Below are 12,086 nucleotides of genomic sequence, written 5' to 3' on the forward strand. Positions count from 1 at the left end.
ATTAAATATTTTATGGAACTCCAGAATATTTATTCAGGCGATACTTAAGCAATAAGGGTAGGGTGATTACATAAAGTATTGCAGCTAATGCCCATACCATTCCAGGAGCTGATGCCTGAGTCATAAAATAGAGGCTAGTAACTAATACAGGACCAATTATAGCCCCCAGACTATTAAAACTGCTTAATAGCCCTTGTAATTCACCTTGTCTTTCATCACTAATACCTCTGGACATCATTGCTTGCAAAGCAGGAACGGCTACTCCACCAAGGGCAAACAATGGTAACAACGCAAAAGGCACCCATTCTTCAACAGCAATAGATAAAAGAAGTAAACCAATTGCATCGCAAGCTATTCCACATAACAACGTATTTTTCTCTCCAAACCTCTTTACCATAGGGGCGATAGCAAAAGCCTGTGCAATAGAATGGCATATTCCATAACTAGCAAGGGAAACACCTGCAATAAATATACTCCAGCCATAACGATCCTGCCCATAGATAACCCATAAAGTTGCGGGGACTTGTGAAACCAATGTGATAATTAAAAAGATACCAAGCAATGGAGCCATATTAGGTTGAGTGATCAAATAGGATAATTTCTTTAATATTGATTGCTCCTGAACCTTCTCAGTCATTTTATTGCTGTGTTTTGATTCTTTTAATAAGACTGCTGTCATTATTAAATTAATCCCATTCATAAAAGCAGCAGCAAAGAACGGTGCATGTAAGTTCCATTCACCCAAAACTCCACCTATTACCGGACCCGCTATAAACCCAATACCAAAGACAGCTCCAAGGAGACCAAACCTTTTTGCACGCTCATGGGCTGGAGTAATATCTGAAACATAAGCTGTTGCAACAGCCATGTTGGCACCTGTAATTCCCGCAAAAATACGACCAATATATAGCCACAATAGAGAAGGAGCAGCAGCCATTAGGAGATAATCAGCCGTTGCACCAGCAATTGAAATAATTAATACAGGTCGACGTCCAAATCGGTCACTCAACGCTCCAAGGATAGGTGTAAAAATGAACTGCATCAGAGCATACACAGCTAATAAAGCACCATAGTGAACACCGCCTGCTTCAGCTCCAGCCAATGACCGTAATAATTCAGGCAAGATCGGCATAATTAAACCAATCCCAACAGCATCCAGAAATATAGTGATTAAAATCACGCTCAATGATTTCTTCACAAATGCCTTCTCTAGCAATGATAGAATTAATATTCTCTCACACACTCCCTATCAGTGATAGATTTATGAGTAAAAAAGATATTGCACCTCAACGTCTGACACGTGAAATAGTCCTGCGTACCGCATTGGATATGTTGAATGAAGAAGGCATAGATTCAATAACCACACGCAAGCTAGCTCAACGATTGGGTATTAAATCTCCAACTCTATATTGGCATTTCAAGAATAAATCCTTGTTAATGGAAGCAATGGCGGAAACCATTATAAATGAACACCATTTAGTTTCTTTACCCATCGATGGGATGACATGGCAAGATTGGTTGCTCGCTAATTCTGTAAGCTTTCGTCGAGCACTACTAGCTTACCGTGATGGTGCTCGTCTACATGCAAGAACTAGCCCCAGTCAAGGACATTTCAACACGATTGAGGCCCAAGTTGCGCTGTTATCTCATGCTGGGTTTTCTCCTGTTGAAGCAGTTGCATTACTTATGACATTAGGAAGGTTTATTGTTGGGTGGGTCCTTGAGGAGCAGCAAGAAGAAATAAGATCAGACCCACCATTCGAAGCCGATCCAACTATATATCCACTCATGCTCCAAGGAGTGAATACCTTACAAAATATGAATGCGGATGACATTTTTGAAAATGGGATTCGTATGGTGATTATCGGTGCTGAAAGACAACTTGATATTAAAATGCAAACTTAACTCTATACTGCTTTAAGCAACTGTTCTATTTAGTAATAAAGCTTTTATCCTTAATTATTTAACATAATGGCGATTATACGAATCTAAAAATGGGAGTCTTTAGCTCCCATTTTTATTGTTAAACATTGAATCCTATATGTTTTCCTGTTGGAAGCTCTACATCAATACGGAGCTTCCCGCCCATTGCCTCAACATACTTTTTCATGGTTGAAATCTTAAGATCATTGCCACGATTTTCTATTGCTGAAAGCGATGGCTGTTTTATTCCCAAAGTTTCAGCAAGTTCCTTTTGAGAGATTTCAAGTTCTTCACGAATAAGATGAAGCTGATTTTCTAGCAGTAATTCATCTGCCATTTTTTGAATACGGGCTTGGCTCTCTGGAGAGCGGCTAGCTAACAATTCTTGCAGAGTCTTAGCCATTAGATTTATCTCCTAGGGTGGTGAGATGAAGTTGGTATTGTTCATCTGCAATATCCAGCATGTCTTTATAAAAACGCTTTTTACTGCCTTTATCAGCAATACATAGAACAATAGCCTGTCGTAAAGGATCAAATGCGAAGAAAGCTCTCAGTGGTTTACCTCGATGTTGAACACGAAGCTCTTTCATGTTGGTAAATTTAGAGTCATAGACAGTATCTACTAAAGGGCGGCCTAAACTTGGTCCTTGCTGCTGTAGAACAACTAGGGCAGCCAGAACCTTCTCTTGTGTTGATTCGTCTTGCTGTTCAAGCCATTCATTAAATAGATCTGTCGTAATGACTATCCACATACCACAACCAAAATATAGATTATAGTCTATATTTTAGGAGCATTATGCTTGTTTTGCAAATGAGAAATGATAGGCAATAAAAAACCCCAGCATCCTGCCGGGGTTTTTCATATTGGGGTCGTTTGCGGGAAGGGGCGGAATCCTACGCTAAGGCTTTGGCCAGCGATATTCTCCGGTGAGATTGATGTGTTCCCAGGGGATAGGAGAAGTCGCTTGATATCTAGTATGACGTCTGTCGCACCTGCTTGATCGCGGCCGCGATAGCTAGATCGCGTTGCTCCTCTTCTCCATCCGCGTTCCAAGCTGCGGAAAGGCACCCATAAGCGTACGCCTGGTCGAGCAGGCGACGCGGATCGACGTCCAGCGCACGAGAGAATGCGTCCGCCATCTGTGCAATGCGTCTAGGATCGAGACAAAGGTCGTCTCTGTCAGCCGGATCGTAGAACATATTGGCGGCGCCAAAGCCCACTTCACCGACCAGACCGACGGGATCTATCACCAGCCAGCCGCGACTGGAGAACATGATGTTTTCATGATGCAGATCGCCATGTAGCCCACGCAGTTCCGAGGCATTGCTCATCATTTGATCGGCTATAATCGCCGCGTGGACGTAGTCAGTTTGACAACCTGCGTTTTGATCATCGCGCGCCCGCTGAAACAAAGCTGCAAAGCGATCCCGGATCGGGAGAAGGGCAGAAGGCAGGGGTTCCTCAGATGCGGCATACAGCTTCGCCATTAGTTCCGCTGCAATTTCGGTCGCCTGGTAGTCGCCGTGCTCGGCAACGATGTGAGAGAGCATTCGCTCCCCGGCATATTCGAGCAACATCAGATTGTTCTCACGACCGAGCAACCGGACTGCTCCCCTCCCATTGCGCCATACCAGATAGTCGGCCCCGCGCAGTTCATCAGCAATGTCTTCTATAGGTTTCAATCCCTTGACGATTGCAGGAGTCCCGTCTGGCAATGAAACTTTCCAAACGAGGCTGGAAAAGGTGTCCGCAATGAGAACAGGTTGCGAAACGTGCCAATGAGCAGGAAAAACAGGCGGCATGAACATCAACCCCAAGTCAGAGGGTCCAATCGCAGATAGAAGGCAAGGCGTTCGCGGTCGGGGGCTTCGATCCCCAATACATTGAATAGGACAGCGAAGGCGCGCTCTGCTTCATCTGGCGCTGCCCAGTTCTCTTCGGCGTTAGCAATCATGAGTGCCAAATCGGCATAGCGATCTGCTGTTCCGAGCCGCCCAAGGTCGATCAGACCCGTGCATTGAAGAGTTTTAGGGTCCACCATGAAGTTCGGCATGCAGGGATCACCATGGCAAACAACCATATCGGTGCGCTCTTGGTCGAGCCGCACCGGTAGCTCTCGTTCGACACGAGCCAAAAGATCGAGCTGCGGCGTACTCTTGTCCTCGTCCGGTAAGAAGTCGGGATTGACGGCATTGCGGGACACCACATCAACGGCGCGTCCGAACATTCGCGACAGCCTGCGCTCAAACGGACATTGATCAACCGATAGGCTGTGAACAGCGCCAAGTTGCTGCCCCATTGACGGCCACGCTTTGAGCAAATCCGCTCCAGACAGATCAGCCGCCGGTACTCCCGGAATTGCCGTTATCACCAAGCATGCACCCTCCTGTTCCTCCTGCCAGTTGATGACCTCGGGGCAAGCCACACCTCGACCTTTGAGCCAAATGAGGCGGTCACGCTCTCCAGCGAGCTCACCGCGGCGGGAAGCAGGTGCGATTTTCGCGAAGGCATGCCCGTCACCACGTCGAAAAACAAAATCACCAGATTCTCCGCCTCTGACAGGCAACCAGTCAGAATGCGATTCACCAAAAAAAATATTAGTTCGATTCAATGGAGGTTCCTTCAGTTTTCTGAGGCTTTGTTGCACAAAGATTTGAAATGCAAAGCGCCCCTAATTGATCCAAATTTAAGGCGTAACTTGGGTATCCTGTCGTCGGGTCGCCCTCAAAGGGGACATGCCTGCTGAACCGCGAATATAGAGAAATATCCCGAATGTGCAGTTAACGAATTCTTGCGGTTTCTTTCAGCGCCGCCAATACCGCCAGCCCGTCGCGCAAGGGGCGCGGCTCGTGTGTGCGGATGAAGTCAGCTCCACCTGCGGCGGCGGCAAGCTCTGCAGCGAGTGTCGCGGCCCCGACATCCCCCGGACCACGGCCTGTGAGCGCGCGCAGAAAGGATTTGCGCGAAACAGACAGAAGCACCGGCAAATCGAAGCGCAGCCGCAATTCATCGAACCGCGCCAGCACCGAGAGCGAGGTTTCGGGAGCAGCCCCCAGAAAAAACCCCATGCCGGGATCAAGGACAAGGCGGTTGCGTTTGATACCGGCACCCGTCAGCGCCGCGATGCGCGCGTCAAAGAACGCCGCAATGTGATCCATGATGTCGCCAGCGGGTGCCTCGCGCCGATCTGCCTGCCCGTCTTGCACCGAATGCATAACGACGAGTTTGGCAGATGATTTCGCCAATTGCGGATAGAACGCAGCGTCTGGAAAACCGCGAATATCATTGAGATAGGCCACACCACGCGACAAGGCATAGGCTTGCGTCGCGGGTTGATAACTGTCGAGCGAGACGGGAATGCCATCTGCCTTGAGCGCGTCCAGCACCGGCGCGATACGCGCGATTTCTGTGTCGGACGAAACAGGCGCGGCGTCGGGATTGCTGGATGCCGGACCGAGGTCGATCACATCTGCCCCCTCGGCCATCAGCTTACGCGCCTGCGCAATGGCTGCGTCTGGCGCCAGATACCGGCCTCCATCGGAGAAACTGTCCGAGGTTATGTTGACGATGCCGAAAATGATGAGCGATTTATTCATGGGGGCTTCTATAATAATAATAATCGAGCATGAGTCTCATACGGATGCTCGGGTCGAAAGGGAATCCCCAGGCGAGTAACCTGTTTGCGGTGATCTGAACCGTACCGGGTTTGTCGGAGACTTTTTTATTTAAGTTAGGCCACCTGACCTAACGGATTAATTTTATCATAGTACATTGCTTCAAAATCAAAAGGTGGCACATAACCTAGTGCACTATGTACACGCTCTTTATTGAACCAATCTACCCAATTTAATGTCGCAAGTTGTACATCCGCTAAACCTTGCCAATCTGCTTTTAAATATTCAATCACCTCTGTTTTGTATAAGCCATTCACTGTTTCAGCCAAAGCATTATCGTATGAATCACCGGTCGTACCGACTGATGCTCGTAAATTTGCTGCTTCTAAACGATTGGTATAACGAATGGAAAGATATTGCACACCTCTGTCACTATGATGAATCACGTTCTTTGGCATGCCTCGATCATGCAATGCTTGCTCCAGTGCATCGAGCACCATGTCTGTATTCATCCGTGTTGATACTTTCCATCCAACAATTGCTCGCGAGAACACATCAATAATAAAGGCGGTATAGACCCAGCCTGAATTTGTTTGAATATACGTAAAGTCAGCGACCCACAGCTGGTCAGGGTGATCAGCACTAAAATTGCGTTTCACCAAGTCATCTGCTCGTTTTTGATCATCTCGGCTATGGGTAGTTTGTTTATTCTTACCTCGCCAAACACCTTGTATACCTAGCTTTTGCATCAATCGAGCAACTGTACAGCGTGCAATAATATAGCCTTCACGTTTCAGTTTTTGCCAAACTTTACGTACACCATATCGACCTGAACTTTCCTTCCAAATTCGTTTAATTTGTTCAGCATGATGCAAGTCATGTAGATCTCGCTTTGCTCGATGTTCTGGGTTTTCGCAGAGATCTAGAGTCCGGTAATAGGTTGAGGGTGCGATCGGTAAAATTCTACAAATCGCCTCGACTCCGTACAGCTCTTTATTATTATGGATAAAATCCACCATTATTTGTGTGGGCGGTCGAGTTCCGCCTGGGCGAAAAAAGCGGCTGCTTTACGTAGAATCTCATTGGCGCGTTGCAGTTCTTTATTTTCGCGTTCGAGTTGTTTGATACGTTCTTGGTCTGAAAGCTGCTGTACTTTAACTGGATTTAGTTTATCTAAATATTTTTGATACCAAACACGTAGTGTTTCAGGAGTACAACCTATCTTGGGAGCAATAGCGGTGATCGCAGCCCAATTCGATGGATAATCTTTTTCAGATTCAATCAATAATTGAACCGCTCTTTCTCTGATTTCAGGGGCATATTTTAATTTTGTCATCGGGATAGTCTCTCAGAATATTGACTCTCCGACAAACCCGGTACGGTTCAGTTCCACAATCCTAAAATTTTGAGTGATTGGCTTATCAGTAGTATTTTTCGTTAAGCACTCACTTTATAGGCTTAACAGAATCTTATTCATTGTTTTTACGCAGTACTTTCTGAATTTCGACTTGAGTCAAGGTCACTCCTTCTTTTGTCCAAGTATGCAAGCCATTTAGAACATCAATAAAAATCTTATTTCGCTCAAAATACCCATTTTTATACTTTTCAACCTCCTGATATATCTTAGATTTTGTTACATTATTGTGAAATTTCGTCATATTCCTAATACTATTCTGAATCTCTTTAGGGGTATCATTACTAATATCAATTCCTAACTCTTTAAACGCAGCTAACACCGCACCGCCCAACTCAAATTTACGATGATTTTCAGCGGTCCTTTTTTTACTGACTTCCTTCTTCTGGAGCTGACTCAAATAAAGCTCTAAATCACTCAATTCAAGCTTATGGGCTTTGAAACTCAGATAACGTGTACACATTGTTTTCAAGATATTCGTTTCAGCTGGATCTAAAGTGTCCTTTTGATATCCTTTATATAATTCCAAAAACTTTTCTTCATATTCAGTCTGTCTAGGATTTTTAGACAGATCATCAAACAACAACTGCAATTTTAGATGTTCACGGTAGGGTTTTAATGCCTCTTTCACCAGAATCTGTTGAGCTTCAGACAACATTTCAAAATTAAAGTCTTCAGTTTGTAGTGCAGTAATAACCTGATTTTGAAGTTCAGAACGATCCCTTTTCTCTAAAAGAAACTCAACGAAAGCATGTAACTCTGCTATTTGTAAAAGTTGAGCTGGTCTACCACGCTTTTTTGCTTTTTCTTGGGTCATATCATCTGCCGCCAAATTTTCAGAACTGTTACCGATTTAAATATGGTTTTACCATATTTAAATCGGTCAGTCTGAAAATAATTATTTAAATTAAAAATAAAATTTCTTGAAAAGAATTTTTATTTTTAATTTAAATAATTCGCACTTGACAGTTTCTCCTGATCGGAGAAACTAGTACGCAATGGGGCGATTCCCCCTTGACCCCCTTCAACCGGATTTTTCAGCCATCCAGGCATTCCAAATCCGGGCGGTTTTCATTCCGTTTCACTGCATAAAAACCGATCCCAGACCAACAAAAAGGTGAGCATGGCCAGTTATCACTTCAGCGTCAAAAGTAAAAATAAAGGCTACGCCATTCAGCATTACCTCTATATTGCCCGATTGATGCAATACGAAAACGTCCGCAAAAAAAGTGATGAAATTTTAGAATACGTTGAACCTGGCAAATGCATGCCGTCCTGGGTGAAAGATCCCATTGAGTTTTGGAAAGCCGCTGATACTTTTGAGCGAGCCAATGCCAAAGTCTACATGGAGTATGAAATTGCCCTCCCCAACGAATTCACGCCAGAACAGCGTAAAACGCTCATAGAGACGTTTTTAGACAAACATATAGTTCCACAGCAATATCCGCATTCATACGCCATACATAACGTTAAATCGCGCCTCAGTGGCGAAGATCAGCCTCATTGTCACATCATGTTCTCGCTAAAAGCCGATGACAGTATTGAACGGACAGCCGAACAATATTTCAAACGCTATAACCCCAAAGATCCAAGCAAAGGCGGTGCAAAGAAAATCCAGCTGCAGGATGGCCACGCAGACTATTCCACTTTTTTAATCTATATCCGAAAACAATGGGAAAACCATCTGAATGATGCCCTTGCACAGCACTGCCCTACCGTCACCTACACATTGGATGGCCAAGACATCACCATCAAAAATCAGGTTTCAGCTGACAACTATGAGAAATACAACGAGATCCATGGCACCTTGTATCTCCCGGAACCCAAATTAGGTGCTGGGAAACAGAATGAAACCGTGGAATACCTGGCTGAGATCCAGAAAATCCGGCTGCACAATGCCAAAGAACGAGAAATGGAACAAAAGCAGCGGCAACAGACGCAGACACATGAATATTTCTATTCATGCTTGAATGAGCCTTACACCTCACTCGAAGTCATGCACTACTTGAATTACTTGGCCAAAAAAGCCAAAAACCAAAAAGAACTCAATCAAGATTTCAAAGAAATCATCAAAACACAGAAGCCAATGCTTCAGACTGAACATTGGAACCTGAACAGGATGGATTACCAGCTGAAAAATTCACTCGAATATCCAGATCCCCAAATCGAGTTCAATCCTGTCTTAAAATCTCAGGCTGAACAATCGAAAGTTATTCAAACCAACCAACCTGCTGAATCTACTCTGTCATCCATACAGCCTAAACCAAAGAATGATGATTATGATTTTGGCGGTCCCTAGGTTTGATGTTTTCTATATACCTAGAAGGTATATAAAGAGCGTGTGCTACGATCGACTGATTAGCAAGTCGATTCATAATTTACAGCTTCTTTAAAAAGAAGCTGTAAATTATGAATTTCTTTTTCAGAACTAGGATTTATTTGTATTGCCATGTTTTTATTCTCTTTGAGCAAATATATCTGTTCATAACTAACACTTATCAGATCAGTACTTTTAAACGTCAGCTCACCATTTGAAAATAGTAAATGTAAATATGCCGTCTTATCGCAATAACTAATTTTTGAATACAATAAAATATGTTCTTCATTTTCTTTAAAAAAGTTCATGTGAACTCTCTCTTTTGGGCAGAAAATTGGAGCATAACAATTTTTAATTTTTCATGATTTCATACGTTGCATTTTTGGAAAAAAAGTTACTTTTGATTAAATAATGTTCAATTTATAAAAATTAAAACTACCATAATATGTGTAAAACATTTTATGTCCTATGCATATGGAATATTCAAAAAGTATTATTACTTAAGTAGCGACACTTTTTGGAATATCACCTAACTTTACAGAGCGAGTGTCTACGAGCGAACTGACATCATTAAAATTTCACCCGCTTTTTTCCCTGATTACAGGCTCCCCTTTACTTACGTGATTTAGAATCAGAGCGTCACGAAGTGCGCGAACGATAGAGCTTTTGCTTTTTATTCAAGCTACAACGAAATTAAGTAAAAAATTGCCCCCTAGAATCGAGCGAAAGCGAGATTCAATAGAGTTTGAGCGAAGCGAAAACCAAGGGCAATTTTTCATGACCTGGGCTTTTAATTATTTTTAAAGTTTTTAAATGCTTTTAGACATACTGAAAGCCTTTATTCACAATGGTTACAGACGCTATATGACTACGTTTACCTACCAATATGACTACGTTTACCTACCAATATGACTACGTTTACCTACCAATATGACTACGTTTACCTACCATAAATCTACAAAATATTTTCAGTAGATTTAACTACGTTTACCTTGCATAAATCTACATAATTATTAATATAGACTTATATTCATAAATAATAATGTAGATACATAAGATGCGGGATTTAGTTGTTAAAGACAATGCCTTAATCAACGCAAGCTATAACTTAGACTTAGTAGAACAACGTTTAATTTTATTGGCTATTGTTGAAGCAAGGGAAAGTGGGAAAGGGATTAATGCAAATGATCCTTTAGAAGTCCATGCAGAGAGCTATATCAACCAGTTTAATGTTGCAAGACAAACAGCCTACCAGGCCTTGAAAGATGCTTGTAAAGACTTATTCGCCCGACAATTTAGCTATCAAGAGATCAACAAAAGAGGGAATGTTGAGAATGTTCTAAGTCGTTGGGTTAGCGAAATTAGATATATCGATGATGAAGCAACAGTAAAGCTGATCTTTGCACCAGCTATTGTTCCCCTTATTACACGTTTGGAAGTACAGTTCACAAAGTATGAGTTACAGCAAATTAGTAATCTCAGTAGTGCTTATGCTGTACGTTTATACGAGTTATTGATTGCTTGGCGCAGTACAGGTCAAACACCAGTTATTGAACTAACAGAATTTAGAAACAAGATAGGTATTCTCGATGATGAATACACAAGAATGGGCAATTTTAAAGATCGGGTACTAAATCTAGCTATTGCTCAAATTAATGAACACACTGACATTACTGTTAAATACGAACAGCATAAAAAGGGACGTAACATTTCAGGTTTTTCATTTTCTTTCAAACAAAAGAAAGGAGTTACAGCTAATGCAAATAGTAAGAGTTCAAATACCCTTGATCTTTTCTCGAAAATGACCGATGCACAACGCCATTTGTTTGCTAATAAACTGTCAGAACTTGCTGACATGAGTAAGTACTCTCAAGGTACCGAAAGCTATGCACAATTTGCTATTCGAATTGCTGAAATGCTACAGAATCAAGAGAAATTTGAAGAACTACTACCGTATCTTAAAAAAGTAGGATTTAACGCAAAATAAACTTCATGTTCAGGTAGGATGTTCAGATGAACATCCGTGTACATGCACTGAGGGACTACATTGAACACAACAAAATTTAGCGTTATGGACGCTAGTAAAGCCTTTAAAAAATCACGAACAACAATCTATGAAGCTATAAAAAATGGAGAATTATCAAGGGATAATGATGGACTTATAGATCTATCAGAATTAATAAGAGTTTATGGAAATCCAATTGGTGTTCAGTCCAGTACACGTACTGAACAAGTTCAAAGGGATGCACCTGTACACGTCCAGTCTGAGGTTGAAAGTGTCCTAAAAGATCAGATTTCCTTACTTAAAAACCAGTTGGATTTAGCAAATCAAAGAGAAAAGTCTTTGCTGCAACATATCGAAGATCTCACCCATAGAATTGAGTTTAAAGGTGTCCTAGAACCATCTAAACAGGAAGATAAAAACCAGTCTGTAATGCAGAATACAGTCAATATACCTCAGCCTGTTCAACAGACTAATTCTGAGGTATTAACTACTCCTAGGCCAAGCGAGAATAAGCGAATTCCTGTTCCTGAGCATATTGAGCCTGAACCGGAGCAAAGAGGCTTCTGGAGCCGTTTCTTTAAGCCGTATGGCTGATCTGATTGTTCACCTGGGCTTATTAAACCCGTGGAACATTGGTTAAATAGTGGGCGTGGAACGTGAAGAATCGACAAAAAAGCCCAATCGGAGATGATTGGGCTTTTCACATCGACATAAGACACTGAAATTTAATGAAAAATCAAAAGCATTTCGTATAAGGTGTATTATGTTAATTTTAGATAAACTATAGAATCCATTAGTTTTTAAACCAATAA

At 42.4% G+C, this 12,086-nt stretch carries 13 protein-coding genes and 1 other annotated feature; of the genes, 4 read left to right on the forward strand and 9 right to left on the reverse strand.

Features of this window, described 5'->3' with window-relative positions; all coding sequences use genetic code 11:
- Nucleotides 1-10: 10 nt before the first annotated feature.
- Complete coding sequence (tet(39), locus tag BEN71_RS00415) at nucleotides 11-1,198, reverse strand: tetracycline efflux MFS transporter Tet(39) (RefSeq protein WP_065996278.1); 1,188 nt, start codon at nucleotides 1,196-1,198, stop codon at nucleotides 11-13.
- A gap of 65 nt (nucleotides 1,199-1,263) precedes the next feature.
- Between tet(39) and BEN71_RS00420 the strand changes: the two genes are divergently transcribed.
- Nucleotides 1,264-1,905, forward strand: a complete 642-nt coding sequence (locus tag BEN71_RS00420; protein ID WP_004787586.1) for a TetR/AcrR family transcriptional regulator C-terminal domain-containing protein — start codon at nucleotides 1,264-1,266, stop codon at nucleotides 1,903-1,905.
- Between the two features lie 118 nt (nucleotides 1,906-2,023).
- Here the strand turns inward: BEN71_RS00420 and BEN71_RS00425 are convergent, their stop codons facing one another.
- From BEN71_RS00425 to BEN71_RS00460, 7 genes are all read right to left on the reverse strand, one after another.
- Nucleotides 2,024-2,326 (reverse strand): helix-turn-helix domain-containing protein, encoded by a 303-nt coding sequence (locus tag BEN71_RS00425; RefSeq protein WP_001140620.1) that lies wholly within the window; start codon nucleotides 2,324-2,326, stop codon nucleotides 2,024-2,026.
- Entirely contained in the window at nucleotides 2,319-2,675 is a 357-nt protein-coding gene (locus BEN71_RS00430; protein ID WP_004967307.1) for a type II toxin-antitoxin system RelE/ParE family toxin, read from the reverse strand. The genes BEN71_RS00425 and BEN71_RS00430 overlap by 8 nt, the downstream gene beginning before the upstream one ends.
- Before the next feature lie 220 nt (nucleotides 2,676-2,895).
- Entirely contained in the window at nucleotides 2,896-3,732 is an 837-nt protein-coding gene (locus BEN71_RS00440; protein ID WP_000480968.1) for an aminoglycoside O-phosphotransferase APH(6)-Id, read from the reverse strand.
- Nucleotides 3,732-4,535: an aminoglycoside O-phosphotransferase APH(3'')-Ib gene (aph(3'')-Ib, locus tag BEN71_RS00445; protein ID WP_001082319.1), complete on the reverse strand. Its 804-nt coding sequence runs from the start codon at nucleotides 4,533-4,535 to the stop codon at nucleotides 3,732-3,734. Before aph(3'')-Ib ends, BEN71_RS00440 begins: the two co-directional genes overlap by 1 nt.
- Before the next feature lie 169 nt (nucleotides 4,536-4,704).
- Nucleotides 4,705-5,520 (reverse strand): sulfonamide-resistant dihydropteroate synthase Sul2, encoded by an 816-nt coding sequence (gene sul2 / locus BEN71_RS00450; RefSeq protein ID WP_001043260.1) that lies wholly within the window; start codon nucleotides 5,518-5,520, stop codon nucleotides 4,705-4,707.
- A 134-nt stretch (nucleotides 5,521-5,654) separates the two neighbouring features.
- Nucleotides 5,655-6,874, reverse strand: a protein-coding gene (locus tag BEN71_RS00455; protein ID WP_100249712.1) for an IS3 family transposase whose coding sequence is annotated in 2 segments (ribosomal slippage) — nucleotides 5,655-6,598 and nucleotides 6,598-6,874 — 1,221 coding nt in all. Because the reading frame shifts where the segments join, the coding sequence is not laid out codon by codon here.
- Nucleotides 6,483-6,599: a sequence feature (AL1L pseudoknot), on the reverse strand. Its footprint overlaps the gene before it by 117 nt.
- Before the next feature lie 133 nt (nucleotides 6,875-7,007).
- Nucleotides 7,008-7,769: a hypothetical protein gene (locus BEN71_RS00460; RefSeq protein ID WP_068975478.1), complete on the reverse strand. Its 762-nt coding sequence runs from the start codon at nucleotides 7,767-7,769 to the stop codon at nucleotides 7,008-7,010.
- A 306-nt stretch (nucleotides 7,770-8,075) separates the two neighbouring features.
- On the opposite strand from BEN71_RS00460, the gene BEN71_RS00465 reads away from it, so the two are divergent.
- Nucleotides 8,076-9,251 carry a MobA/MobL family protein gene (locus tag BEN71_RS00465; protein ID WP_068975477.1) on the forward strand — a complete coding sequence of 392 codons (1,176 nt, stop codon included), beginning with the start codon at nucleotides 8,076-8,078 and terminating at the stop codon, nucleotides 9,249-9,251.
- Nucleotides 9,252-9,310: 59 nt separating this feature from the next.
- On the opposite strand, the gene BEN71_RS00470 is transcribed toward BEN71_RS00465, so the two are convergent.
- Entirely contained in the window at nucleotides 9,311-9,577 is a 267-nt protein-coding gene (locus tag BEN71_RS00470) for a hypothetical protein (RefSeq protein ID WP_068975476.1), read from the reverse strand.
- A 749-nt stretch (nucleotides 9,578-10,326) separates the two neighbouring features.
- Between BEN71_RS00470 and repM the strand changes: the two genes are divergently transcribed.
- Complete coding sequence (repM, locus tag BEN71_RS00475) at nucleotides 10,327-11,256, forward strand: replication initiation protein RepM (protein WP_068975475.1); 930 nt, start codon at nucleotides 10,327-10,329, stop codon at nucleotides 11,254-11,256.
- Nucleotides 11,257-11,340: 84 nt separating this feature from the next.
- A complete protein-coding gene (locus BEN71_RS00480) occupies nucleotides 11,341-11,868 on the forward strand; it encodes a plasmid replication DNA-binding protein (protein WP_068975474.1) in 528 nt (175 codons plus the stop codon).
- Nucleotides 11,869-12,086: the final 218 nt, after the last annotated feature.

This window comes from Acinetobacter wuhouensis, assembly GCF_001696605.3.
In the GTDB taxonomy this organism is placed as follows: domain Bacteria; phylum Pseudomonadota; class Gammaproteobacteria; order Pseudomonadales; family Moraxellaceae; genus Acinetobacter; species Acinetobacter wuhouensis.

Bases quoted from the DNA above. Each gene is read 5' to 3' on its own strand.
- repM (WP_068975475.1), top strand. From the start codon at position 10,327: ATGCGGGATTTAGTTGTTAAAGACAATGCCTTAATCAACGCAAGCTAT.
- sul2 (WP_001043260.1), bottom strand. From the start codon at position 5,520: ATGAATAAATCGCTCATCATTTTCGGCATCGTCAACATAACCTCGGAC.
- BEN71_RS00420 (WP_004787586.1), top strand. From the start codon at position 1,264: ATGAGTAAAAAAGATATTGCACCTCAACGTCTGACACGTGAAATAGTC.
- BEN71_RS00460 (WP_068975478.1), bottom strand. From the start codon at position 7,769: ATGACCCAAGAAAAAGCAAAAAAGCGTGGTAGACCAGCTCAACTTTTA.
- BEN71_RS00440 (WP_000480968.1), bottom strand. From the start codon at position 3,732: ATGTTCATGCCGCCTGTTTTTCCTGCTCATTGGCACGTTTCGCAACCT.
- BEN71_RS00425 (WP_001140620.1), bottom strand. From the start codon at position 2,326: ATGGCTAAGACTCTGCAAGAATTGTTAGCTAGCCGCTCTCCAGAGAGC.
- BEN71_RS00430 (WP_004967307.1), bottom strand. From the start codon at position 2,675: ATGTGGATAGTCATTACGACAGATCTATTTAATGAATGGCTTGAACAG.
- BEN71_RS00465 (WP_068975477.1), top strand. From the start codon at position 8,076: ATGGCCAGTTATCACTTCAGCGTCAAAAGTAAAAATAAAGGCTACGCC.
- BEN71_RS00470 (WP_068975476.1), bottom strand. From the start codon at position 9,577: ATGAACTTTTTTAAAGAAAATGAAGAACATATTTTATTGTATTCAAAA.
- BEN71_RS00480 (WP_068975474.1), top strand. From the start codon at position 11,341: ATGGACGCTAGTAAAGCCTTTAAAAAATCACGAACAACAATCTATGAA.